Raw genomic sequence first — 23,617 nt, forward strand, 5'->3', positions numbered from 1 at the left:
GTGTCAGTTCCTGGGGCCTGTGCGTTTCCGGACGAATACAGGCAGGCCGGAACTGGTCTTGCCCGGATTCTGGACTGAGACTTCCGCTCAGCGAACCTGCTTCGCTACTGTCCCGCTACGCACACGCCCCGTGGCAGCGCCGCCGCGGAGCGCAGCCGTGAAGCGACAAGGCCCGGAGCCGCCGAGCCGTTCTGCCGATCGGCGGCCTCTGATGCGCGTCGCCGACGGGACTCGGTGACGCATCCCTCGCTCAGCGGGCCGCCGACCTCACCACCAAAGGAGTGGGCGTCGTGACCGCGGAGACCTCTCAGACGCTCGACCGGGGACTGCGTGTCCTCAAGCTGCTGGCCGACACCGACCACGGGCTGACCGTCACCGAGTTGTCCACGAAACTGGGCGTGAACCGTACCGTCGTGTACCGGTTGCTCGCCACGCTGGAACAACACGCCCTCGTGCGGCGTGACTTGGGCGGGCGAGCCCGGGTCGGGCTCGGGGTGCTGCGGCTCGGCCGGCAGGTGCATCCGCTGGTACGGGAGGCCGCGTTGCCCGCGCTGCGGTCGCTCGCCGAGGACATCGGGGCGACGGCGCATCTGACGCTGGTGGACGGGACGGAGGCGCTGGCCGTCGCCGTGGTCGAACCGACGTGGACCGACTACCACGTGGCGTACCGGGCCGGTTTCCGGCATCCCCTGGACCGGGGAGCCGCGGGCAAGGCCATCCTGGCGGCCCGGCTGTCGCCCTCCGCGGACCCCGGGTACACCCTCACGCACGGCGAACTGGAGGCCGGGGCCAGCGGGGCCGCGGCGCCGCTGGTCGGGGTCACCGGGGTCGAGGGCAGCGTGGGTGTGGTGATGCTGGCGGACTCCGTACCGGAACGGGTGGGACCGAGGGTGGTGGAAGCGGCGAAGGAGGTCGCCGAAGCGCTGCGCTGACTAGTCGGCTTTGCCCATCCGGCCAATCCCTGCCCCGTACCTTTAGCCGATCCGCTCACCCCGTCACCCTTCCCCCTCCGCATCATCAAGGGCCATACAGCCCCGAGGCGGAGGGAAGAGCGCGGTGGACACAGTAGGTACCCGGCCGGAGGCCAGAGCAGAGGGAACACCCACACGTCGGCTCACCCGCCGCCAGCCGGTGCAACGCCTCGTCGGGGAGGCCGCCGGCAGCCCGCTCAGGCGGACCATGGGCGTGGCCCAGCTGACGCTGCTCAGCGTGGGTGCCACCCTCGGCACCGGCATCTTCGTGGTGCTCGGGCAGGCCGTGCCGGAGGCGGGACCCGCGGTCGTCGTCTCCTTCGTCGTCGCCGGCGTCACCGCCCTGTTCTCGGCGCTGTCGTACGCCGAACTGGCCGGCCTGATCCCCGGCTCGGGATCCTCCTACAGCTACGCCTACGCCACCCTCGGCGAGCTGGTCGCCTGGGTGTGCGGCTGGTGCCTGATCCTGGAGTACGGGGTGTCGGTCGCCGCCGTCGCCGTGGGGTGGGGGCAGTACGTCAACGAGTTGCTCCAGCTCACCTTCGGGATCACCCTCCCCGACTCGCTCAGCGCCCCGCCCGGCGCCGGCGGCACCCTGAACATCCCGGCCGCCCTCATCGTCGTACTCGCCATGGTCGTCCTGCTGCGCGGGGCCAAGGAGAGCGCCGTCGCCAACACCATCATGGTCGGCGTCAAGATCGCCGCCCTCGTGCTGTTCTGCGCCGTCGCCTTCACCGCCTTCCGCGCCGGGAACTTCCACCCCCTCTTCCCGCTCGGCGCCGCCGGCATGAGCGCGGGCGCGGCCTCGCTCTTCTTCTCCTACATCGGGTTCGACGCCGCCTCCACCGCAGGTGAGGAGGCACGCGACCCCCAAAGGGACCTGCCGCGCGCCATCATCCTGTCCCTCGTCCTGGTCACCGCCCTGTACGTGCTCGTCGCCGTCGCCGCGCTCGGCGCCATGCCGTGGAAGCAGTTCGCGGGCACCGAGGCCACGCTCAGCGAGGTGCTCGTACGGGCCGTCGGGGGCGGGAGCCTGTGGCCGATCCTGCTGTCCGTCGGCGCCGTCGTCGCCACCACCAGCGTGGTGCTCACCGTGCAGTACGGGCAGATCCGCATCCTCTTCGCCATGGCCCGGGACGGGCTTGTGCCGCCACTGTTCGCCAGGGTCCACCCGCGCACCGGCGTGCCCCGCGCCAACACCCTGATCGTGTCCGGCTTCATCGCCGTCCTCGCCGCCCTGGTCCCGCTCGGCAGCCTCGCCGACGCCACCAGCATCGGCACCCTGTTCGCGTTCATGCTGGTCAACCTGGCCGTCGTACTGCTGCGCCGGCGCAGCCCCGACCTCCCGCGCTCCTTCCGGGTGCCGTTCTCGCCCGTCACGCCCCTGCTCGGCGTCGGCTTCTGCGTCTACATGCTGGGCAGCCTTGGCGCCGACACCTGGATCGCGTTCGGGGCATGGATGGCGGCCGGGCTGGTCGTCTACGGCCTCTACGGCATCCGGCACTCCAAGCTCAACCGCGCCACCCAGGAAGATCCCGCATGACCCGCCTCGACCTCTTTGCCGACGTCGTCTCCCTCACCCGTGCCCTCGTCGACCTGCCCTCCGAGAGCGGGCGGGAGACGGAGATCGCGGATGCCGTCCATGCCGCCCTGCGCGCGCTTCCCCACCTCACCGTCGACCGGGTCGGCAACTCCGTCGTCGCCCGCACCAACCTCGGCCGGTCCGAACGCGCCCTGATCGCCGGGCACCTGGACACCGTCCCGGCCGCCGGGAATCTGCCCTCCCGGCTCGCCGACGGCCGTGTGCACGGGCTCGGCGCCTGCGACATGAAGGGCGGGGTCGCCGTCGCCCTGCGGCTCGCCGCCACCGTGCCCGCGCCCGTCCGCGATGTCACCTACGTCTTCTACGAGTGCGAGGAGGTCGAGGGCGACCGGAACGGGCTCGCCCGCATCGGCGCCGAGCGTCCCGAACTGCTCGCCGACGCCGGCCTGGCGATCCTCATGGAGCCCTCCGACGCGGGCGTGGAGGCCGGCTGCCAGGGCATCCTCACCGCCGACATCGTGGTCAAGGGCGCCCGCGCGCACACCGCCCGCGCCTGGCAGGGCGTCAACGCCGCCCACAGGGCGGGCCGGGTGCTGTGGCGGCTCGACGAGCACCGGTCGCAGCGGGTCGTCGTCGACGGCCTCGAGTACCGGGAGGGGCTCAGCGCCGTCGCCGTACGGGCCGGGGTCGCCGGGAACGTCGTACCCGACGAGTGCGTCGTCACCGTCAACTGCCGCTTCGCGCCCACCCGTTCGCCCAAGGAGGCGGAGGCCTACGTGCGCTCCCTCTTCCCCGGGTACGAGGTCCGGGTCACCGAGGTCGTCGCGGGAGCCCTGCCGCATCTGGGCCGGATCGGCGGGCTCGTCTCCGCGCTCGGTGCCGAGCCCCGGCCCAAGCTCGGCTGGACCGATGTCGCCCGGTTCGCCGCGCTGGGCGTGCCCGCGCTCAACTACGGCCCCGGGGACCCCTCCCTCGCCCACACGGCGGGGGAGTACGTCCCCGTCGAGCACCTCGCGCGGTGCGAGAGCCGGCTCAGTGCGTGGCTGAGCTGAGGCCGGCCAGCACCCGCAACTGGAGCCACAGCACCAGCCGTTCGTCGGGGTCGTCCAGGTCGACCCCGGCGTGCTGCTGGAGCTGCCGGAGGCGGTAGCGGCAGGTGTTGGGGTGTACGGCGAGGAGTTTCGCCGCGCCCGCCATGTCGCAGCCCGCGTCGAACCAGCAGACCAGCGTGCGGGCGTACTCCGTGCCGTGCTCCGCGTCGTACGCCAGCACCCGCCGCCACGCGCCCGCGCTCAACTCCCGCCGCTCGCCCATCACTTCGGCCAGCCGTAGCAGGGCGACGCGCGCCCTGACCTCGTCCACCGTGGCCACCGGCAGCTCCGCGTCCAGCACCCGCAGCACCAGATCCGCGTCCGCCCGCGAGTGAGCGAGCCCCGCCGCGTCCGGCACGACCTCGCCGAGTGCCGCCCGCACCGGCACCCGCAGCGCCTGCCCGGCCCGCGCCACGATGTCCTCGGCCAGCTTCCCGTGCCGTTCTCCGGAGCCGGGCAGCACCGCGTACACCACCCCGTCCACCAGCACGCCCGCGTGCCGCCCGTAACGCGCCTCGCACTGCAGCCGTACGACGTCCAGCAGGCGCAGCGCCGTGCGCTCGGCGTCCGGGACGCTCGCGGCGGAGTCCAGCACGAAGGCCGCCACCCGGGCGGGCCCCGCGACTCCCAGGCGTTCGGCGGCCGTCGCCGGATCCGCCGCCGTGCCGTCCAGCAGGCGGCGCAGCAGCTCGCCGCCCCGGTGCCGGGCCAGTTCCCGGGCCGCGCGTGCCCGCAGCAGGAGCAGGGCGGCCGTGGAGGCGCCCTGGGCGAGGGTGTCCTCGGCGTCCGGGGCGAGCGAGCCGCCGTCGATCACCCACACCGAGCCGAGCGTCTCGCCGCCGGCCCGCACCGGCATCGCCAGGCGGGGCAGGTCCCCCTCGGACAGCGCGGGCAGCCGGAGCGGGCGGTCGGCGGCGAAGAGCCGGCGGTACTGCTCGGTGTTCTCCGCGCTGGCCGGCACCTGGCGGCCGAGGATGCCCTGCCGGCGGTCCTCGTCCACCGGCTGACCGGGGACGGTGGAGTAGGCGAGGATCCGCTGCCGGGGGTCCTCGACGGCCGTGGCCCCGCCGGTCGCCGTCGCGATCGCGTCGGCCAGCGCGAACAGGTCGCCGAGCCCGCCGTCGGCGGCCGTGGCGGTGGGCTGTGCGGCGATGGCCGAGGCCAGCAGCAGGTGCACACGGTGCCAGGCGGCGTCCTCGGCGACGGACAGCAGCGCCACTCGGTGCGCCTCCGCCTCGGCGACCGGGCCGTCCGCGCCCCGCACCACCACCCCGGTCAGCCCGGCCCGGGCCGCCGCCCGCAGCAGCGGACCGGCCTCGGCCGCGGGCACGCCGACCGCCAGCAGCAGCGCGCCCGGCAGCCGGGGCAGCGGGGTGCGGCCGTCGTACAGCACCGCCTCGGTGACCGGTACGGCCCGCCCGGCGGGGGCCGTGTGCAGGCGCAGGGCCGGGCCGCCGGCGACGTCCATGAGGTCACCGAGAGTGCAGGCGTCCATGAGGTTCCTCAGCAGGCTGTTGGCGGATGGTGAAACGAACCTACGCATCCCTTGGCCGCTCGCACAACACGCGCGGGCCCGGCTCCTTCGAGACTCGTCCCATGACAGCAGGAGTCACCATCCGTACCGTCCACGACGTCGCCTCCCTCGCGGCCGTGGCCGACTACTTCAGCGACGTCTGGCACACGCCCCGCACCGCCCCGCCCTACCCGGCCGAGGTCCTGCACAGCCTGGTCCACGCCGGCGGCGCGGTGCACGGCGCGTACGACGGGCAGCGGCTCGCGGGCGCCTGCGTCGCCGTCCTCGGCGCCGACCGCGGCACGTACTCGCTGGTGGCCGCCGCCGACCGGGGCCTCGGGCACGCCGTGAAGCTGGCCCAGCGCGACTGGGCCCTCGGCCTCGGCGCCCGCACCATGCGCTGGACCTTCGACCCGCTGGTCGGCCGCAACGCCCGCTTCAACCTGGTCAAGCTGGGCGCCACCGGCACGGAGTACCTGGTTGACTTCTACGGCCCCATGACCGACGGCGTGAACGACGGCGACGAGAGCGACCGGCTGACGGTCACGTGGCAGCTGACCGCGCCGCCGGCGGCGTACGGCAGCGAACCCCGCGGACCGGTCACCGCCACCGCCCCCGACGGCGACCCCCTCGCCCGGCGCGCCGGCCGGCACATCTGGTGCCGGGTGCCCGAGGACATCGTCAAGCTGCGCGCCGCCGACCCCGCGCTGGCGCTGCGCTGGCGGCACGCGGTGCGCGACGTCTTCCTGGACGCCTTCGTGGAGGGGTTCCGGGCCACCGGGATGTCCCGCGACGGCTGGTACACGCTCACCCGGACGGAGGAGGGCGCATGAAGCTCGAACGCGTCGAGATCGTGCACGTGGCGATCCCGCTGGTCACTCCCTTCCGTACGTCCTTCGGGACGATGACGGCGAAGGACACCTTCCTCCTGCACGTCGTCACGGACTGCGCCGAGGGCTGGTCGGAGTTCGCCGCCGACCCCGAACCGCTGTACTGCCCGGAGTTCGTCGCCGGCGCCGAGATCGTGCTGCGCGACTTCCTGATCCCGCGCGCGGCAGCGCTGGGGGAGGTCACGGTCGCCGCCCTCGCCCCGGCCCTGGCGAAGATCAAGGGGCACGAGCTGGCGAAGGCGGCCCTGGAGACGGCGGTCCTGGACGCGGAGCTGCGGTCGTACGGCATGCCGCTCGCGACCTATCTGGGCGCGGTACGGGACCGGGTGCCCGCCGGGGTGTCGGTCGGCATCAGGAACTCGGTGGCCGAGCTGCTGGACGAGGTCGAGCGCCATCTCGCCGAGGGGTACCTCCGCATCAAGCTGAAGATCGAGCCCGGCTGGGACGTGGCGCCGGTACGGGCTGTCCGCGAGCGCTTCGGTTCCGACCTCCCGCTCCAGGTCGACGCCAACACCGCCTACACCCTCGCGGACACCGAACACCTGCGCCGCCTCGACGACTTCGGGCTGCTGCTGATCGAGGAGCCGCTGGAGGAGAACAACCTGCACGCCCACGCCCGGCTGCAGCGGCGGCTGCGTACACCGGTCTGCCTGGACGAGTCCCTGCACCACGCCCGGGACACCGCCGCCGCGATCGCGATGGACGCCTGCCGGGTGGTCAACGTCAAGCCCGCCCGGGTCGGCGGCTACCTGGAGGCCCGCCGGGTCCACGACGTGGCCCATGCGCACGGGGTCCCGGTGTGGTGCGGCGGCATGCTGGAGACGGGCGTCGGCCGCGCCCCCAACCTCGCCCTGGCCGCCCTCCCCGGCTTCACCCTCCCCGGGGACACCTCCGCCTCCGCCCGCTACTTCGCCGAGGACATCACCGAGCCGTTCGTCCTGGTGGACGGCCACCTCCCGGTCCCGGTCACCCCCGGAATCGGCATCGAGCCCCTGCCGCAGGCCCTGCGCCGGTTCACCCGGGGGCGACGGGACCTGTACGCGGCATAAGGCACAGGTCGTGGTCACGTTAGATTGATTCCGTGCTCTCACGTCTCACGCGTCCCCAGGCCGTAGCCGTCTGCGCCCTCCCCGTCGTGGCCCTGCTGGCCACGGCGGCGTTCGCGCCGCTGCCGTTCTCGGTGGCCCAGCCCGGGATGACGGCGAACGTGCTCGGGGAGAACAGGGGCACCCAGGTGATCACCGTCTCCGGTGCGGCGGCCCGGAAGACCAGCGGGCAGCTGCGGATGGTCACGATCGAGGCCACCGGGCCGGACGCCACGGTGACCCTCGGTGACGTGGCCGGCAACTGGTTCCGCACCGACCGGGCCGTCATGCCGCGTGATGCCGTCTACCCGAGCGGCAACACCGTCAAGGAGATCCAGCAGCACAACCAGGCGCAGATGCGGCAGTCCCAGGACGCGGCGACCCAGGCGGCGCTGAAGTACCTCGGGCTGAGCGCGGGCAAGGTCAAGGTCACGCTGACGCTCGCCGACGTGGGCGGGCCGAGCGCGGGTCTGCTGTTCACGCTGGGGATCATCGACAAGCTGCACGGCGACGGCAGCGGCGGCGACCTCACGGGCGGCCGCACCATCGCCGGTACCGGCACGATCGACGCCTCCGGCACGGTCGGCGCGGTCGGCGGGGTGGCCCTGAAGACCCAGGCCGCCCGGCGCGACGGGGCGACCGTCTTCCTGCTGCCACAGGCCGAGTGCGCCGAGGCCAGGGCGGAACTGCCCAAGGGGCTGCGCCTGGTACCGGTCACCACACTGAAGGGTGCGGTGAACTCCCTGGTGGCCCTGGAGAAGGGGAAGGGTCCGGTGCCGAGCTGTTAGGCCGGCACCGGGGCACGGCCTGGGCGCTGCCTACTTCACGAACCCCTCCCGCTTCATCCAGTCCAGCGCCACCTGATGCGGATCCTGCCCGTCCACGTCCACCTTGCCGTTCAGCGTCTGCGCCACCGAGTTGTCCAGCTTCTCGGTGACGGGCCCGATGACGCTCGCGATGGCCGGCCATTTCTTCAGGACCCTGGTGTTGATCACGGGCGCCGCGTTGTAGTCGGGGAAGAACTTCCGGTCGTCCGCCATCACCACCAGATTCATCGACTTGATGCGCCCGTCGGTGGTGAACACCTCCCCGTAGGCGCACTTCCCCTTGGCGACCTGCGTGTAGATGATCCCGGTGTCCATCTGCGTGACGTTCCGCGCCGGCACGCTCATCCCGTACGCCTTCTCCAGGCCGGGCAGTCCGTCGGCCCGGTTGGCGAACTCGCTCTCCACGCACAGGGTGACGGCGCCCGGGTCCTTTTTGGCCAGCGCGGCCACCTGGGACAGCGTCCGGGTGCCGTACCTCTTGAAGCCGGCCTGGTTCATGGCCAGGGCGTAGGTGTTGTCCAGCCGGGCGGGCGGCAGCCAGGTCAGCCCGTTGCGTACGTCGGCGTCGCGTACCGCCTCCCACTGCTTGTGCGGGTCGGGGATCGGCCTGCTGTTGCCCAGGTAGGTGATCCAGCCGGTGCCCGTGTACTCGAACTGCGCGTCCGCGTCGCCCTTCTTCACCGCCTCCCGCGATCCGATGGACCCCTGGATGCCCGTGCGGTCCAGCACGTCCGCGCCGGCCGCCTGGAAGGCGATCCCCATGATCGCGCCGAGGATCAGCTGCTCGGTGAACTCCTTGGAGGTGACGGTGAGACGGGCTCCCTTGAGCGGCTCGCCCCGCCCGATCGTGCCGGGCCGCACGGCGTCGACCATGGGGGAGCCGCTGGTCAGCCCGCACCCGGACGCCAGCAGCAGCCCTGCCAGGGCCAGGCAGGTGCCGCGTCTCATGTGCCCCCCTCCAGGCCGCGCGGGCGCAGCAGCACCTCGGCCAGCGAGGCCAGCCAGTCCACCAGCAGTGCGAGCGCCACCGTGAGGACCGAGCCCAGCACCAGCACCGGCATGCGCTGGGTGGTGATACCGGTGGTGATCAGCACGCCCAGGCCGCCGCCTCCGCCGAAGGTCGCCAGGGTCGCCGTACCGACGTTGAGGACCAGGGCCGTACGGACGCCCGCGAGGATCAGCGGGACGGCGAGGGGGAGTTCGACCGTGCCGAGCACGCCGAGCGGGGACATGCCGATGCCGCGGGCCGCCTCCAGCAGGGTCGGGTCGTTGGCCCTGAGGCCGGCGATGGTGTTGGAGAGGACCGGCAGGATCGCGTAGACGATGATGCCGATCAGGGCCGCCTTCGTCCCCGTGCCGAGCCAGATGACCAGGAGGGCGAGGAGACCGATCGCCGGAGTCGCCTGGCCCATGTTGGCGAAGGCCATCGCCACCGGGGTGGCCCTGCGGCAGGCCCGCCGGGTGAGCACGATGCCCAGCGGGATCGCGATGATCAGCACGAAGAAGGTGGAGACCACCGTCAGCTTCACGTGCTGCCACAGCGCCTTGGAGACCTGACCGCCCGACAGCGCGTTCTGCGAGATCGTGTCCAGGTGCGCCTGCCGGAACCACAGCCAGGTCGCCAGCAGCAGGGCCACCAGGAACGCGGGCAGGACTGTCAGCCGCTGCCAGGACAGGCGCCGTGCGGGCGGGCGCCGGGCAGGAGGCGGGGCCTCCTGCTCCGCCTCGCCCGCGTCGCGGAAGGCGAGGCCCTTGACCTCGTGCTCGCCCTCGGGCCGCTGCTGGTCGCCGCTCACGCCTTGGTCACCCCTCCGGGGCCTTCCTGCTCCAGGTGGGTCTGGTGGGCGCGGGCCTCCTCCAGCTCGTGCTGGGCCTCCATCGCCTCAAGCCGGTCCGCCTCCAGCAGTTCGTGCACGGAGTTCATCAGGGTCTCCATGTCGACCACGCCGATGTACTCGCCGCGCCGCCCGGTCACCGCGACCCGGCCCGCGTTGTCCGTCAGTACGGCCTCCAGCGCGTCCCTGAGGGTCGCGTCCCGGGTCACCGTGTCGTGCACCAGCGTGCCCGCGCGGGCCAGCGAGCCCTTGGCCCGCATCAGGTCGCCGCGCCGCAGCCACTTGTAGGGCCGGCGGCGCTTGTCCAGCAGCAGGATCTCGTTGGTGCCGCTGCCCCGCAGGAAGCCGAAGATCTGCTGGAGCGGGGTGTCCACGGTCACCGTCGGGTAGTCCCGCATCTCCACGTCCCGCACCCGGGTCAGGTTCAGCCGCTTCAGGGCCGCGCCCGCGCCGACGAAACCGGAGACGAAGTCGTCGGCCGGGTTGGTGAGGATCGCCTCCGGGGTGTCGAACTGGGCGATGTGCGAGCGTTCGCGCAGTACGGCGATCCGGTCGCCCAGTTTGATCGCCTCGTCGAAGTCATGGGTGACGAACACGATCGTCTTGTGCAGTTCGTGCTGGAGCCTGATCAGTTCGTCCTGGAGGTGATCGCGGGTGATCGGGTCGACCGCGCCGAACGGCTCGTCCATCAGCAGCACCGGCGGGTCGGCGGCGAGCGCCCGGGCGACGCCGACGCGCTGCTGCTGGCCGCCGGAGAGCTGGCGCGGATAGCGGCCGCGGAACTCGCCCGGGTCCAGCCCGACGAGGTCGAGCAGCTCCTCGACCCGGTCCCGGATCCGCTTCTTCGGCCAGCCGGTCATCCTCGGCACCAGGGCGATGTTCTGGGCGACGGTCATGTGCGGGAAGAGACCGGCCGACTGGATGGCGTAGCCGACCTTGCGGCGCAGCTTGACCGGGTCGATGCCGGTGACGTCCTCGCCGTCGATCCGGATACGGCCGCCGGTCGGCTCGATCAGCCGGTTGATCATCTTCAGCGTCGTGGACTTTCCGCAGCCGGACGGGCCCACGAAGACGACCGTCTCGCCCGCCTTGATCTCCATGCTCACGTTGTCCACGGCCGGCAGCGCGCTGCCCGGGTAGCGCTTGCTCAGGTTCTCCAGCTCGATGGACGCGCCGTGCGCGGCCGTCGTCGTCTCAGGCACGGATCCCCCTGGGAGTGGTCAGCCGCCCGATCAGGACGTACGCGGCATCGAACAGGAGCGCCAGGATGATGATCCCGAGGGTGCCCGCGAGCACCTGGTTCAGCGCGTTCTTGCTGCCCAGGGAGGCCAGCCCGCGGAAGATCTCGTTGCCGAGGCCCGGGCCGGAGGCGTAGGCGGCGATCGCGGCGATGCCCATCAGCATCTGCGTGGAGACCCGGATGCCGGTCAGGACCGGCGGCCAGGCCAGCGGCAGCTCCACCCGCACCAGCCGCATCGGGCCGGACATGCCGATGCCCCGGGCCGCGTCCACCAGCGTCGGGTCCACCCCGCGCAGGCCCACGATCGCGTTCCGCACGATCGGCAGCAGCCCGTACAGCGTCAGCGAGATCACCGTGGGCGGCACGCCCAGGCCGACGACCGGGATCAGCAGACCGATCATGGCGAGGGAGGGGATGGTGAGAAGGGTGGAGGTGGCGGTGGTGGCGAGGTTGCCCGCCCAGTCGGAGCGGTAGGTGACGACCGCGATCAGCACCCCGATGACGGTCGCCAGGACCATGCACTGGAAGACCACGCTGGCGTGCTGAAAGGCGTCCGTGAGCAGCTGCTGGTGGCGATTGCCCAGGTACTCCCAGAAGTTCACCCGCGCTCACCCCCGATCGGCCTACGTCCCGTTCGCCTCCCGGGCGGCCTGTTCCACCAGGGGGATGATCCGCAGCGGAACGGGGTTCTCCATGACGATCGCCGTGGAGGCCCGGACGATGCCATCAAAACCGACGACCCGGTCGATCACCCGCTGAAGATCGGCGTTCGAGCGGGCCACCAGACGGCACAGCATGTCCCCGCTGCCGGTGGTGGTCAGCAGCTCCAGGACCTCCGGCACGGTCGCCAAGTGCGCCCGTACGTCGGGCCCTTGGCCCTGCCGGATCTGCAGCGTCGCAAAGGCCGTCACCGGATATCCGAGGGCCGCCGGATCCACCTGCGGACCGAATCCGCGGATCACTCCATTCGACTGAAGCCGGTCCAGGCGTGCCTGCACCGTGCCCCGGGCGACCCCCAGCCGCCGGGACATCTCCAGCACGCCGATGCGTGGCTCACGGGCGAGGAGCACGATGATCCGCCCGTCCAGATGATCGATCGCCACGGCACCCCCAGGGATGGTCATCCTGCACAGAAAGACCGTCGATACGGTCGTACCACTGAGCAGATTGCCCAGTGAATACGGAAACTATTGCGCACCTTGCAGAGCGGGTCCACCCTGCCGCTATGACGCAGACCACTCATCACACTCCCGACACCGCACGGCAGGCCGACCCCTTCCCGGTCAAGGGAATGGACGCGGTCGTCTTCGCCGTGGGCAACGCCAAGCAGGCCGCGCACTACTACTCCACCGCCTTCGGCATGAAGCTGGTCGCGTACTCCGGACCGGAGAACGGCAGCCGCGAGACCGCCAGTTATGTGCTCGAGAACGGCTCCGCCCGGTTCGTGTTCACCTCGGTGATCAAGCCGAGCAGCGCCTGGGGCACCTTCCTCGCGCGGCACGTGGCCGAGCACGGCGACGGCGTCGTCGACCTGGCCATCGAGGTCCCGGACGCCCGCGCCGCCCACGCCTACGCGGTTCAGCACGGCGCCCGCTCGGTCACCGAGCCGTACGAGGTGAAGGACGAGCACGGCACCGTCGTCCTCGCCGCGATCGCCACCTACGGCGAGACCCGCCACACCCTGGTCGACCGCTCCGGCTACGACGGCCCCTACCTGCCCGGTTTCGTCGCCGCCCAGCCGATGGTCGAGCCGCCCGCCCAGCGCACCTTCCAGGCCATCGACCACTGCGTCGGCAACGTCGAGCTCGGCAAGATGGACGAGTGGGTGGCCTTCTACAACAAGGTCATGGGCTTCACGAACATGAAGGAGTTCGTGGGCGACGACATCGCCACCGAGTACAGCGCGCTGATGTCGAAGGTCGTCGCGGACGGCACCCTGAAGGTCAAGTTCCCGATCAACGAGCCCGCGATCGCCAAGAAGAAGTCCCAGATCGACGAGTACCTGGAGTTCTACGGCGGCGCCGGCGTCCAGCACATCGCGCTGAACACCAACGACATCGTGCAGACCGTCCGCACCATGCGCGCGGCCGGCGTCGAGTTCCTCAACACCCCCGACTCCTACTACGACACCCTCGGCGAGTGGGTCGGCGACACCCGCGTGCCGATCGAGACCCTGCGCGAGCTGAAGATCCTCGCCGACCGCGACGAGGACGGCTACCTCCTGCAGATCTTCACCAAGCCGATCCAGGACCGCCCGACGGTCTTCTTCGAGCTCATCGAACGCCACGGCTCGATGGGCTTCGGCAAGGGCAACTTCAAGGCCCTCTTCGAGGCGATCGAACGGGAGCAGGCCAAGCGGGGCAACCTGTAGGCGCAGCTGCGCCCTCCGGCGCCTCCGCTCCGGTTCCTCACTGCGGCACGCCCGCATCCGCTGGCTGCGCACCCAGCGCCGCCAGCGCCGCCCGTGCCACCGGAACCCACAGCGGCGAGAAGTACGGATTGATCCGCAGGGCCTCCTGAAGATGGCGGCGGGCCGGGGCCCACAGGTCCAGCTCTCGTTCGATCAGGCCCCGGTGGAAGGAGTACGGCGCGCTGCGCACCCCGCCCCTGGAGGTGTCCGTGGCCGCCGTGGCGTAGGCGAGTGCCTCCTTGTCGGCACCCGCGCGGTGCAGTGCCCAGCCGAGTGCGTCGGCCACCTCGGTGCCCGGCTGGCGCTGCCACTCCGCGCGCAGCCGCCGTACGGCCTCCTCAGGGTCCCCGTGGTCTGCCTCGAACCGGCCGGTCAGCAGGTCCTCGTCGACCCCGGCCGCCACCTCCCGCCGGACCAGCGCCATCATCTGCGCGTACTGCGCCCGGGCCGGCGCGGTCATGCCCTGGGCCTCGTACAGCTCGCCCAGTTCGTAGGCGTCCTGCGGGCTCGGGTGCCGGGCCAGCGCCGCCCCGTACGCGGCGTACGCCTGGGTCGTACCGCCCAGCGCTGCCAGCACCCGGCCCTGCCCGGACTGCGCCGCGGGCTGGTCGGGGTCGAGGCGGGCGGCCGCGTCGAAGTGCCGCAGCGCGTCCTCAAGGTCCCCGCGTTCCCAGGCCAGTTGGCCGAGACCGGTGAGACAGTCGGCCTGCTCGGCCGGGGTGCCGGCGGCGGCCGCCGCGTCGGTCAGCTGGGCCACCGCGTCCTCGCGCCAGCCCCGGTCCCGGTACACCGCCGAGGCCCGCGCCATCACCGCGGGCCGTGCCGCCGCGCCGGGGCGCAGCTGAAGCAGCTTGTCCAGACAGGCCCGGGCCGCCTTGTAGTCGCCGAGCCCGGTGTAGGCGTCGATCAGCGGCGGATACGCCGTCCACCGCTTCGGCGCCGCCTTCAGCGCCCGCTCGCCGTACCACTTCGCCGCCGGAAAGTCCTGGCGGGCCAGGGCCAGCGCGGTCAGGCCGTCGTACGCCTCGGTGTTCTGCGCCACCGACAAGGAGGTCTGCAGCGCCTGTTCGGCCCGCGGATAGTCCGCCGGACCGGCCGTCCGGCGCCCCCGCTCCACATACGCCCTGCCCAGGACCGCCCACGCCCGGGCATCCCGGGGATGCGCCCGCACCCGCCGCTCCTCCTGCCCGATGAACGCCGCCAGCTGCCCCAGCGCGGCCGGCAGCCCCGAGACCACCGCCGTCGGCACCTGGGCCTGTGGACCGGAGGCGGGCGGCCGGGCGGCTGGGTGCGGCCGTTCCCCGGGCAGCAGCCTCAGCACCCCGCCCGCCACGACACCGCCCACCAGCGCGGTCACCAGCACCCGGCGCAGCCACCGCCGCCTGCGGCGCGGCGGTGGAAACCCGCCCGGCAGGGACGTACCCGACGCACTCACCCGGTTGCCCATGGCGCTCACTGTGCGGCAATACGACAAGCACCTCCGGGCGGACCAAGCACCGGGTGTCCGGGGTTCACACCGATGGCCGTGAGTGCGAACCTATGATCATGAGCCGCATCGAAGCGCCCCGCTCCGAAGACGCTGTGGCGACGAGCGACCTCGCCGACCGGCTCCTGGCCGGTCTTGCCGCCGAGGCCGTCCTGACCGACCCCGACGTCACCGCCGCCTACGCCAACGACATGGCGAGCTTCTGCCCGGCCGGAGCCCCCGCCGTCGTCGTACTCCCGCGCACCGTCGAAGAGGTCCAGCACGTCATGCGCGTCGCCACCGAGCTGCGCGTGCCCGTGGTCCCGCAGGGCGCCCGCAGCGGCCTGTCCGGCGGCGCCAACGCCACCGACGGCTGCATCGTGCTGTCCCTCACCAAGATGGACCGCATCCTGGAGATCAGCCCCGTCGACCGGATCGCCGTGGTCGAACCGGGCGTGATCAACGCGACCCTCTCCCACGCGGTCGCAGAACACGGCCTGTACTACCCGCCGGACCCCTCCAGCTGGGAGATGTGCACCATCGGCGGCAACATCGGCACGGGCTCCGGCGGCCTGTGCTGCGTCAAGTACGGCGTGACCGCCGAGTACGTCCTCGGCCTGGACGTCGTCCTCGCCGACGGCCGCCTGATGTCCACCGGCCGCCGCACCGCCAAGGGCGTCGCCGGGTACGACCTCACCCGCCTGTTCGTCGGTTCCGAGGGCTCGCTCGGCATCGTCGTCCGCGCGGTCCTCGCCCTCAGGCCCAAGCCGCCGCAGCAGCTGGTGCTGGCCGCCGAGTTCCCCTCCGCGGCGGCCGCCTGCGACGCCGTCTGCCGGATCATGGAGGGCGGTCACGTCCCCTCCCTCCTCGAACTGATGGACCGTACGACCGTCAAGGCGGTCAACGACCTCGCCCACATGGGCCTGCCGGAGACCACCGAGGCGCTGCTGCTGGCCGCCTTCGACACCCCGGACCCGGCCGCCGACCTCGCCGCGGTCGGCGCCCTGTGCGAGGCCGCCGGCGCCACCGAGGTCGTCCCGGCCGAGGACGCGGCCGAGTCCGAGATGCTGCTGAAGGCCCGGCGGCTCTCGCTGACCGCGCTGGAGGCGGTCAAGGGCACGACGATGATCGACGACGTGTGCGTGCCCCGCTCGAAGCTCGGCGCGATGCTGGAGGGCGTCGAGCGGATCGCCGAGAAGTACCAGCTGACCATCGGCGTCTGCGCACACGCCGGCGACGGCAACACGCACCCCACGGTCTGCTTCGACGCGGCGGACGCGGACGAGTCCCGGCGGGCCCGCGAGTCCTTCGACGAGATCATGGCCCTCGGCCTTCAGCTCGGCGGCACCATCACCGGCGAACACGGCGTCGGCGTACTGAAGAAGGAGTGGCTGGCCCGGGAGATCGGCCCGGTCGGGGTCGAGATGCAGCGTGCCGTGAAGCAGGCCTTCGACCCGCTGGGCATCCTCAACCCCGGCAAGGTCCTCTGAGCCCCCGGTACGGCCACTCACCGGGCGAGCAGCTGGTCGAGGGCGTCGTCGATGCCCAGCTGCCCGCCCTCGGTCCCCGGGGGACCGCCCGCAGGGTCCGCTCCAGCCAGGCCGACACCTGCGGGACCGGCGCCTCCAGCAGCGCGTCGCCGTCCGGCGAGCTGAGCGCCATCAGTACGACACTGCGCCCGTCCGCCTTGGCCGACCACACCCGCACGTCCCCGTGCCCGCACGGCCGGAACACCCCCTCCACCAGCAGCTCGCGGGCGAACGTCCAGTTGACGGGGAAGTCGGAGTTGATGTGGAAGGTGATGTGGACGGCGTACGGATCGTCGCTGCGGTAGGTCAGCCGGGCCGGCACCGGGATGTCCCGCTCCGGCGACAGGATGAGCCGCAACTCCAGCTCCCGCTCCACCACGGTGTGATGCATGACGTTGCCTTTCTGCACTGTCCGGGCCGCTCGGACCGGGCCCGCACCGGGGGAGAGCGGGCCGGGGCCGGACCATTACGCGGGTTCGGGGAATTTTTTTTCGCGGACCTGTGAGAGCCGGATGCGGTGTTGCCCGGAAAGGGGTGGGTCCTGCGGGACTGGCGCTGCGGGGTGCCCCGGTCTGATAGATGTGGAGGCTCCCATCCCACCCCCGAGCAGATACGGGACGACGGACATGAGCGCCCCAACCCCGGCCCCAGGTGACGACAGGCCCCGCGAGGGCTACTACCCGGACCCGTCCATCCCCGGATACGTCCGGTACTGGAACGGCGCCTCCTGGGTGCCCGGCACCAGCCGCCCGGCGCCGAAGGACGGCGAATCGCTCGCCCCGCCGCCCGGCGTCCGTCCCGCGACCCCGCCTCCGGCGGTGGAGGAGACGGGCCCGCACTTCTTCGACGAGGACCCGGCGCCGGCACCCGCCGGGCAGGACGGGGCCGGTACCTGGCCGGCCGACGACCGGAGCGGTGCGGGCCGTGCCGGGTACGGCGACCCGGGCGCGGGGCGGGGCGCCGCCGGTCAGGGCGCCGGTCGGTCCGGTGCCGGGCTCGGTGGTCACGGGGCCGGGCAGCCGGGTGCCGGTGGCGCCGAGCGGACCGCCTGGGGCGCCGACCCGCGGGTGCCCGCGGAGGGCCCGGCCCGGCCGGCCGGCCAGAGCGGCCGCACCGACGGCGGGCCGGGGGAGGGCGACGACCCGGATCCCGGCGGCACCTTCATCTTCCGCCGGCCGGTTCCGGGGCCCGCGGCCGTCAAGGACGAGGGCACGATGACGTTCCGCCCGGTACCGGGCCAGGTCCGGCCGGGCACGCAGCCCGCGCCCGGCCCGCAGGCCTTTGACGCGGAAGCCGGGGCGGACTCCGGTTTCGGACCGCACGGCGCGGCCCAGGGCCCCGGTTTCGGTGCGCCCGCGACGGGTGCGGGCGGCCAGGACGCGGGTGCGGGCGGTTCGTCCACGGCGTCCGGCGGCTTCGGGCCCCCGGTCTCCGGCGCCGGTGCCGGTTTCGGTGCGCAGGGTCCGGGCTTCGGTGCCCCGGCGTCCGGTGGGGGCGCGGCCGGTCACGACGCGGGTGCGGCCGGTGCCGCCGGGTCGCCCGGTGGCTTCGGTCCGCAGGGCCCCGTCGGCGCGCCCGCCCCGCACGCCACCCCGTCCTCCTCGACCCCCTCTTCCCCGGCGCCGGGCCCCGGCTTCGGGGCCGGGAAGGCCGCCGCCGCTCGCGCCGCCGCGCAGGCACCGCAGGCCCAGGGTGCCCAGGCGGCCGTGGCGCCCTCCGTGCCGGCGCAGAGCGGTCCGCCGGTCACCCCGGTGACCAGCGGGCCCGGCGGCGGGCAGGCGTCCTGGGCGCAGCAGGTGCACCAGCTGGCCGGTGGCGCCGACGAGCAGCCCGTGGCGCCGTGGAAGCCGCCGGTGGAGGACGTGTTCCAGGCGGCCGCGCGCCGCCAGTCCGCCGCCCGCCCCGCCGCACTGGGCAAGCGGCTCGCCGCCCGGCTGATCGACACCCTGGTCATGGGCGCGGTGGTGGCCGCCGCGGCCGTACCGCTCGGCACCCGGGCCGCCGACCACGTCCAGCAGAAGATCGACGCGGCCAGGCTGTCCGGCCGTGAGGTCACCGTCTGGCTGCTCGACGGCACGACCGCCACCAGCCTCGGCATCGTGCTCGCCGTCCTGCTGGTCTTCGGCGCCGTGTACGAGGCGCTGCCGACCGCCAGATGGGGCCGCACCCTCGGCAAGAAGCTGCTGGGTCTTCAGGTGCGGGACATCGAGGGGCACGAGCCCCCGGGCTTCGGCCCGGCGCTGCGCCGCTGGCTGGTCTACAGCGTGCCCGGCCTGCTCGGCATCGGTGTGCTGGGCGTGCTGTGGTGCCTGTTCGACCGGCCCTGGCACCAGTGCTGGCACGACAAGGCGGCGCACACCTTCGTCGCGGGCTGACCGGACGGCCCCGGTACTCCGTACGGCCGTCCGCCGGATGCGGAGCCGGGGTGTTCGCGGTCCACTCGGGCCATGAGCAGCGAACCGCCCCCCGGCTCCGGAGAGCAGCCCCCGAGGACGACCCGTTCAGGAAGCGGCCCCCGTCGGACCAGGGGTCGGGCTCGCCGTACGACACCCCGTACGGCGGCGCCCAGCAGCCCCCACCGCCCGGCGGCGGGGGCCCGCAACAGCCCCCCGGCGGCGGTCAGCCACCCCCGTACGGCGGAGGTGAGCCCCCGCCCTATGGCGGCGGACCCTACGGCGGCGGCCCTTATGGCGCGGGTCCCGGCGGCTACCCGAGTGACCCGCTGGCCGGTATGCCCCCGCTCGCCGACAGTGTCAGGCGGACGTTCGCGCGGATCGTCGACATGATCCTCGTCGGTATCGTCGTCTGGCTGCTCACCTGGGCTTTCGGCGTGCGCGAGTACCAGGTCAACGGCAACCACGTCGAGGTCGGCAAGTCCGTGGGGCAGTCCTTCATCGCGGCCGTGCTGTACATCGCGTACGACACCTTCATGATGACCAAGTACGGCCAGACCCTCGGCAAGAAGTGGCTCGACATGCGGGTGGCGAACCTGGACAACGGCGCCACGCCCTCCGTACAGACCAACCTGATCCGTGCCTTCGTGCTGTGGGTGCCGTTCGCCTTCTGCTGTGCCTGCATCTGGACGGCGATCTGCGGTGGTTGGAGCTACTTCGACCGGCCCTACAAACAGGGCCTGCACGACAAGGCGGCCAAAACGGTGGTGGTCAGCACCCGTTGAGCGAAACCGGCGCACACAGGACAGCGGCGGGTCCGTGAGAGGTCACGGACCCGCCGCTGTCCTGTGCGCACGGTTCACAGCGCCGTGGACACCGGCTGCCCCTGGGGTGCGGGCTCGGCGGATTCGGCCGGTGCCTCGGTCGCGGGGGCCTTCGGCAGCGGCACCGTCATCGCCACGAGCAGGCCCAGGGCCAGTGCGGAGAGGGCGATGACGGTTATCCCGAGGCCCGAACCCGTCTGGGACAGCAGCAGCATGGCGAGCGTCGAGAAGATCACGGTGCAGGAACCGTAAACGAGCTGTGCGGCAGTCGGACGAGGCATGGCGATCGTGTCCTCGGAAGTCTTCGGGGGATGGGCGGTGCCGTTCGACTCTCTTCGCGTGCATGCCCGAACGAGGCGCCCGGTAAGCGTGACCTAACCCACGGTACAGGTGCACGGGGGGCGCACAGGAAGCACGGTATCCGTAAAGCGGACGTCAGATCCGCATAGTGCACAGGAAGTGGCCGAGTCAAGGTCTGTCTTTTCTGCTAAACGTCTAGTCAAATTACGTCACTTGAAACACGCGCACGACCATGCACACCTGCGTGCAGCGCAAGAGGGGAACTCAAGTGACCAGCAGATCCTGGACGTTCAGAGCGGCCGCGATCGGCGTGACGCTCGCCGCGGCCTCCGCCACGTTCGCCACGTTCGCCGTCGCGGAGGCGAGCACCCAGGCCCGGTCGGCTGCCGTCGACCGGCACGACCCGGCCCCGGTGAACCAGCGGGCACACGACCTGGACGGCCCGCTCAGCAAGACCCAGCGGGCCCAGCGCCAAGAGGCGCTGAACCAGCTCATATCGGGGAAGGCCAAGGCGCAGGAGCGTGACGGCTCCAGGGTGGTCCAGCTCAAGAGCCGTAAAGGCAAGGGCAAGTACGTCGAGCTGAGCCGGGAGAAGACCGACAAGATCTTCACGATCCTGGTGGAGTTCGGGGACAAGACCGACCCCAAGTTCGGCGGCACGCCCGGCCCGCTGCACAACACCATCGCCGCGCCGGACCGCAAGAACGACAACTCCACGGCCTGGCGTAAGGACTACAACCAGAAGCACTACCAGGACCTCTACTTCGGCACCGGCAACAAGACCGAGTCGCTGAAGAAGTACTACGAGAAGCAGTCCTCGGGCCGCTACTCGGTGAACGGCGAGGTCACGGACTGGGTCAAGGTCCCCTACAACGAGGCCCGTTACGGCAACAACGCCTGCGGCCAGACCAACTGCCCGAGCGTGTGGAACGTGGTCAGCGACGGCCTGAACGCCTGGGTCGCCCAGCAGAAGGCGGCCGGCCGGACCGACGCCGACATCAAGAAGGACCTCGCCCAGTACGACCAGTGGGACCGCTACGACTACGACCACGACGGCAACTTCAACGAGCCCGACGGTTACATCGACCACTTCCAGATCGTGCACGCCGGTGAGGACGAGTCCGCGGGCGGCGGCGCCCAGGGCAAGGACGCGATCTGGGCCCACCGCTGGTACGCCTTCGGCACCGACAAGGGCTCCACCGGCCCCGAGTACAACAAGCTCGGCGGCGCCCAGGTCGGCGACACCGGCATCTGGGTCGGCGACTACACCATCCAGCCGGAGAACGGCGGCCTCGGCGTCTTCGCCCACGAGTACGGCCACGACCTCGGCCTGCCGGACGAGTACGACACCGCCGGCGGCGACAACTCCACCGGTTTCTGGACCCTGATGTCCTCCGGCTCCTGGCTCGGCACCGGCCGCGAGTCCATCGGTAACCTGCCGGGCGACATGAACGCCTGGGACAAGCTGCAGCTCGGCTGGCTGAACTACGACACCGCCAAGGCCGGTACGCAGTCCACGCACAAGCTGGGCGTCGCCGAGTACAACACCTGGGACAAGCAGGCACTCGTGGTCAACCTGCCGGACAAGGCGGTTACCACCACGATCACCCGGCCCGCCGAGGGCAAGACCCAGTGGTGGAGCGGCAGCGGCAACGACCTGAAGAACACGCTGACCCGGTCCGTGGACCTCACCGGCAAGTCCTCGGCGAAGCTGGACCTGGACGGCTGGTGGGCTGCCGAGGACGGCTACGACTTCGTCTACACCGAGGCGTCGACCGACGGCGGCGCCAACTGGACCGCGCTGGACGGCACGGCGGACGGCCAGGCCATTCCGCGGGACGCCGGCGGCAAGCCGGCCCTGACCGGCTTCTCGCAGACGCACAAGAAACTGTCGTACTCGCTCGACGCCTACGCGGGCAAGAAGATCGACCTGCGCTTCCGCTACGCCACCGACAGCGGGGTCGCGGAGAACGGCTTCACGGCCGACGAGATCACCGTGACCGCCGACGGCACGCCGCTCTTCTCGGACAACGCCGAGACGCAGGACGCCGGTTGGACCGCCGCGGGCTTCTCCCGGATCGGCGCGTCCTTCACCAAGGACTACAAGCAGTACTACATCGCCGAGAACCGGCAGTACGTGTCGTACGACAGGACCCTCAAGACCGGCCCGTACAACTTCGGTTCCGCCCAGCGGCCCACCTGGGTGGAGCACTACCCGTACCAGAACGGCCTGTTGATCTGGAAGTGGGACACCTCCCAGGCGGACGACAACACCAACACCACCAACGGCCATCCGGGTTCGGGCCTGATCCTGCCGATCGACTCCCACCCGACGGCGCTGAAGTGGTCCGACGGCACGCTGATGCGCAACCGTATGCAGGCCTACGACTCCCCGTTCAGCCTCTACGGCACGGACGGCGTCACGCTGCACAAGGCGGACGTGGCGACGGTGATCGCGGCGTCGAAGGGGGTGCCGGTCTTCAACGACCACACCAGCACCTACTACGACCCGTCGAACCCCGCCGGGGGCGTGCAGGTCACTGACACCAACACCAAGATCGCGATCGTCAAGGAGGCCAAGGACGGCTCGATGATCTTGCTCAAGGTCGGCCCTGCGGTGAAGTAGTCGGCATTTTCGCAGGTCAGACGCGTATCGGCGGCAACCTCTTGGCGGGTTGCCGCCGATCGTGTTTAGGTGCGTCCTGTGGACCGCTTATTGACACCGACCGAAACGGGGATGTGACCGCATGGCCGCTGGAGGCTTCTGCAAGCTGCCGAACGGCACGGTCGTGGTGGCGCTGAACCTGCCCTACGGCTCGGCCGGGGTGCGGGTTCTGGTGCACGCCCAGAACCGGGCCCGGGCCCTGACCAGGCTGCGCAACCTGGGGTTGCGCGCGATCTACCTCCGGGGGAATGCCGCGCCTCCGACGCCGGACGAGGTCACGGCGGTGCTGCACCATCCGGATGGGCTGATATGGCGGACCGCGCCGGGCGACAACGGTGTCATCGTGAATGAGCTGTGGCACCCGATTCGGGCACTCCTTCGCAGGTCAGCGGTGGTTTAGCCAGCACGCCCCGTAGGTGGGCCGCGACCTTGTACGTATGGGGCGGCTTGATCGCGGGCGGGCGGTTGCCCCGGGGCAGGTCCGCGCCGGAAGCGGAGGGTGCGGGCCGGGCGGGCGGCACGCAGGGAGCGGGCCCGTGTCCATGCCGAGCGGGCCCGTGGCCGGGCCGAGGCCGAACAGTGGCGGGCCGGGCAGCGGGAGCGGCCCGAGGAAGACCCCGCGTTTCAGCCCCGCCGCCGGCGGTCGAACCGGCGGAATCCGGCAGGGAGCCCCTCCGTGTCGTGACGGTCGAGCCGCCCTCCCGCCCGCGCTGGAGCTGCCCGGCCCGCAGCAGGCGCCGCCGGCTGTGCGCCGAGGTGGTGGCGGGGCTCGTCCGGTTCCTCGCGCGGGAGACCGAGGCCCACGCGGACGCCGTGCGGCCCCTGGCGGCGGCTGTCGGCCCAGGCGCGCGCTACCGGGGGCTGGACCGGGTGCGCGAGCGGCGGCGGACGCTCCGGCGGTGGCGGGACGGCTACGGCATCGCCTCCGAGCCGCCGGGGACCGCCGTACGGCCTGCCGGGCACTGTGAGAACTTCCTGCGGGGCCTGCGCGAGGACCTGCTCGGCCCGCGGAGGCGGTCGACGTGCTGAGCGCCGC

Annotated in this window: 20 protein-coding genes and 2 pseudogenes; 13 read left to right on the forward strand and 9 right to left on the reverse strand. The window is 72.0% G+C overall.

The annotated features are described in order from the left end of the window. Positions 1–290: 290 nt before the first annotated feature. The 3 genes from BFF78_RS25800 (at position 291) to dapE (ending at position 3,566) form a co-directional block, all read left to right on the forward strand. Positions 291–932 (forward strand): IclR family transcriptional regulator, encoded by a 642-nt coding sequence (locus tag BFF78_RS25800; RefSeq protein WP_069780565.1) that lies wholly within the window; start codon positions 291–293, stop codon positions 930–932. Between the two features lie 124 nt (positions 933–1,056). Continuing rightward, positions 1,057–2,514, forward strand: a complete 1,458-nt coding sequence (locus tag BFF78_RS25805) for an amino acid permease (protein ID WP_069780566.1) — start codon at positions 1,057–1,059, stop codon at positions 2,512–2,514. Next, positions 2,511–3,566, forward strand: coding sequence for a succinyl-diaminopimelate desuccinylase (gene dapE, locus BFF78_RS25810; RefSeq protein ID WP_069780567.1), 1,056 nt, complete (start codon positions 2,511–2,513; stop codon positions 3,564–3,566). The genes BFF78_RS25805 and dapE overlap by 4 nt, the downstream gene beginning before the upstream one ends. Here dapE and BFF78_RS49535 read toward each other — a convergent pair. Further along, a complete protein-coding gene (locus BFF78_RS49535; RefSeq protein ID WP_069780568.1) occupies positions 3,547–5,100 on the reverse strand; it encodes a PucR family transcriptional regulator in 1,554 nt (517 codons plus the stop codon). The two genes, dapE and BFF78_RS49535, sit on opposite strands and share 20 nt — an antisense overlap. Before the next feature lie 101 nt (positions 5,101–5,201). On the opposite strand from BFF78_RS49535, the gene BFF78_RS25820 reads away from it, so the two are divergent. Genes BFF78_RS25820 through BFF78_RS25830 form a run of 3 tightly spaced genes read left to right on the forward strand, consistent with a single transcriptional unit; the run spans position 5,202 to position 7,881 of the window. Further along, a complete protein-coding gene (locus tag BFF78_RS25820; protein ID WP_069780569.1) occupies positions 5,202–5,951 on the forward strand; it encodes a chorismate synthase in 750 nt (249 codons plus the stop codon). Then, positions 5,948–7,057, forward strand: coding sequence for an o-succinylbenzoate synthase (gene menC / locus BFF78_RS25825; RefSeq protein WP_069780570.1), 1,110 nt, complete (start codon positions 5,948–5,950; stop codon positions 7,055–7,057). Before BFF78_RS25820 ends, menC begins: the two co-directional genes overlap by 4 nt. A 32-nt stretch (positions 7,058–7,089) precedes the next feature. After that, on the forward strand, positions 7,090–7,881 hold the full coding sequence (locus BFF78_RS25830; protein WP_069780571.1) for a S16 family serine protease: 792 nt from the start codon (positions 7,090–7,092) through the stop codon (positions 7,879–7,881). Between the two features lie 30 nt (positions 7,882–7,911). On the opposite strand, the gene BFF78_RS25835 is transcribed toward BFF78_RS25830, so the two are convergent. The 5 genes from BFF78_RS25835 to BFF78_RS25855 are packed head-to-tail and all read right to left on the reverse strand — an operon-like array spanning position 7,912 to position 12,098. Beyond that, positions 7,912–8,868, reverse strand: coding sequence for a glycine betaine ABC transporter substrate-binding protein (locus BFF78_RS25835; RefSeq protein WP_069780572.1), 957 nt, complete (start codon positions 8,866–8,868; stop codon positions 7,912–7,914). Continuing rightward, positions 8,865–9,716, reverse strand: a complete 852-nt coding sequence (locus tag BFF78_RS25840; protein WP_069780573.1) for an ABC transporter permease — start codon at positions 9,714–9,716, stop codon at positions 8,865–8,867. Before BFF78_RS25840 ends, BFF78_RS25835 begins: the two co-directional genes overlap by 4 nt. Further along, on the reverse strand, positions 9,713–10,957 hold the full coding sequence (locus BFF78_RS25845) for a betaine/proline/choline family ABC transporter ATP-binding protein (protein ID WP_069780574.1): 1,245 nt from the start codon (positions 10,955–10,957) through the stop codon (positions 9,713–9,715). The genes BFF78_RS25840 and BFF78_RS25845 overlap by 4 nt, the downstream gene beginning before the upstream one ends. Continuing rightward, positions 10,950–11,597, reverse strand: a complete 648-nt coding sequence (locus BFF78_RS25850; RefSeq protein ID WP_069780575.1) for an ABC transporter permease — start codon at positions 11,595–11,597, stop codon at positions 10,950–10,952. The genes BFF78_RS25845 and BFF78_RS25850 overlap by 8 nt, the downstream gene beginning before the upstream one ends. 21 nt (positions 11,598–11,618) lie before the next feature. Beyond that, positions 11,619–12,098 carry an Lrp/AsnC family transcriptional regulator gene (locus BFF78_RS25855; RefSeq protein WP_069780576.1) on the reverse strand — a complete coding sequence of 160 codons (480 nt, stop codon included), beginning with the start codon at positions 12,096–12,098 and terminating at the stop codon, positions 11,619–11,621. 122 nt (positions 12,099–12,220) lie between these two features. On the opposite strand from BFF78_RS25855, the gene hppD reads away from it, so the two are divergent. Next, a complete protein-coding gene (gene hppD, locus BFF78_RS25860) occupies positions 12,221–13,366 on the forward strand; it encodes a 4-hydroxyphenylpyruvate dioxygenase (protein WP_069780577.1) in 1,146 nt (381 codons plus the stop codon). A gap of 37 nt (positions 13,367–13,403) precedes the next feature. Here hppD and BFF78_RS25865 read toward each other — a convergent pair whose 3' ends face one another. Beyond that, entirely contained in the window at positions 13,404–14,852 is a 1,449-nt protein-coding gene (locus BFF78_RS25865) for a tetratricopeptide repeat protein (protein ID WP_069780578.1), read from the reverse strand. A gap of 92 nt (positions 14,853–14,944) precedes the next feature. Between BFF78_RS25865 and BFF78_RS25870 the strand changes: the two genes are divergently transcribed. Beyond that, positions 14,945–16,360, forward strand: a complete 1,416-nt coding sequence (locus tag BFF78_RS25870) for an FAD-binding oxidoreductase (RefSeq protein ID WP_069780579.1) — start codon at positions 14,945–14,947, stop codon at positions 16,358–16,360. 17 nt (positions 16,361–16,377) lie between these two features. Here BFF78_RS25870 and BFF78_RS25875 read toward each other — a convergent pair. Further along, positions 16,378–16,790, reverse strand: a pseudogene (locus tag BFF78_RS25875) (SsgA family sporulation/cell division regulator). Positions 16,791–17,025: 235 nt separating this feature from the next. On the opposite strand from BFF78_RS25875, the gene BFF78_RS25880 reads away from it, so the two are divergent. Both BFF78_RS25880 and BFF78_RS43640 read left to right on the forward strand, forming a co-directional pair. Beyond that, entirely contained in the window at positions 17,026–18,774 is a 1,749-nt protein-coding gene (locus BFF78_RS25880) for an RDD family protein (RefSeq protein ID WP_069780580.1), read from the forward strand. Positions 18,775–18,846: 72 nt separating this feature from the next. Beyond that, positions 18,847–19,577: pseudogene (locus tag BFF78_RS43640) on the forward strand (RDD family protein). Between the two features lie 74 nt (positions 19,578–19,651). Here BFF78_RS43640 and BFF78_RS25890 read toward each other — a convergent pair. Further along, positions 19,652–19,897 carry a hypothetical protein gene (locus tag BFF78_RS25890; RefSeq protein WP_069780582.1) on the reverse strand — a complete coding sequence of 82 codons (246 nt, stop codon included), beginning with the start codon at positions 19,895–19,897 and terminating at the stop codon, positions 19,652–19,654. A 287-nt stretch (positions 19,898–20,184) separates the two neighbouring features. Here BFF78_RS25890 and BFF78_RS25895 point away from each other — a divergent pair, with 287 nt between their 5' ends. The 3 genes from BFF78_RS25895 to BFF78_RS25905 all read left to right on the forward strand — a co-directional run bounded on the left by BFF78_RS25895 (position 20,185) and on the right by BFF78_RS25905 (position 23,610). Next, on the forward strand, positions 20,185–22,542 hold the full coding sequence (locus tag BFF78_RS25895; protein WP_069780583.1) for an immune inhibitor A domain-containing protein: 2,358 nt from the start codon (positions 20,185–20,187) through the stop codon (positions 22,540–22,542). Between the two features lie 121 nt (positions 22,543–22,663). Next, positions 22,664–22,981: a hypothetical protein gene (locus BFF78_RS25900; protein WP_069780584.1), complete on the forward strand. Its 318-nt coding sequence runs from the start codon at positions 22,664–22,666 to the stop codon at positions 22,979–22,981. A 281-nt stretch (positions 22,982–23,262) separates the two neighbouring features. Continuing rightward, entirely contained in the window at positions 23,263–23,610 is a 348-nt protein-coding gene (locus BFF78_RS25905) for a hypothetical protein (RefSeq protein WP_069780585.1), read from the forward strand. Positions 23,611–23,617 lie beyond the last annotated feature (7 nt).

Origin of the sequence: Streptomyces fodineus (assembly GCF_001735805.1) — a bacterium.
GTDB classification, from domain to species: Bacteria; Actinomycetota; Actinomycetes; order Streptomycetales; family Streptomycetaceae; genus Streptomyces; species Streptomyces fodineus.

Bases quoted from the DNA above. Each gene is read 5' to 3' on its own strand.
- BFF78_RS25900 (WP_069780584.1), top strand. From the start codon at position 22,664: ATGGCCGCTGGAGGCTTCTGCAAGCTGCCGAACGGCACGGTCGTGGTG.
- BFF78_RS25890 (WP_069780582.1), bottom strand. From the start codon at position 19,897: ATGCCTCGTCCGACTGCCGCACAGCTCGTTTACGGTTCCTGCACCGTG.
- BFF78_RS25870 (WP_069780579.1), top strand. From the start codon at position 14,945: ATGATCATGAGCCGCATCGAAGCGCCCCGCTCCGAAGACGCTGTGGCG.
- BFF78_RS25880 (WP_069780580.1), top strand. From the start codon at position 17,026: ATGAGCGCCCCAACCCCGGCCCCAGGTGACGACAGGCCCCGCGAGGGC.
- dapE (WP_069780567.1), top strand. From the start codon at position 2,511: ATGACCCGCCTCGACCTCTTTGCCGACGTCGTCTCCCTCACCCGTGCC.
- BFF78_RS25820 (WP_069780569.1), top strand. From the start codon at position 5,202: ATGACAGCAGGAGTCACCATCCGTACCGTCCACGACGTCGCCTCCCTC.
- BFF78_RS25865 (WP_069780578.1), bottom strand. From the start codon at position 14,852: ATGGGCAACCGGGTGAGTGCGTCGGGTACGTCCCTGCCGGGCGGGTTT.
- menC (WP_069780570.1), top strand. From the start codon at position 5,948: ATGAAGCTCGAACGCGTCGAGATCGTGCACGTGGCGATCCCGCTGGTC.
- BFF78_RS49535 (WP_069780568.1), bottom strand. From the start codon at position 5,100: ATGGACGCCTGCACTCTCGGTGACCTCATGGACGTCGCCGGCGGCCCG.
- BFF78_RS25835 (WP_069780572.1), bottom strand. From the start codon at position 8,868: ATGAGACGCGGCACCTGCCTGGCCCTGGCAGGGCTGCTGCTGGCGTCC.
- hppD (WP_069780577.1), top strand. From the start codon at position 12,221: ATGACGCAGACCACTCATCACACTCCCGACACCGCACGGCAGGCCGAC.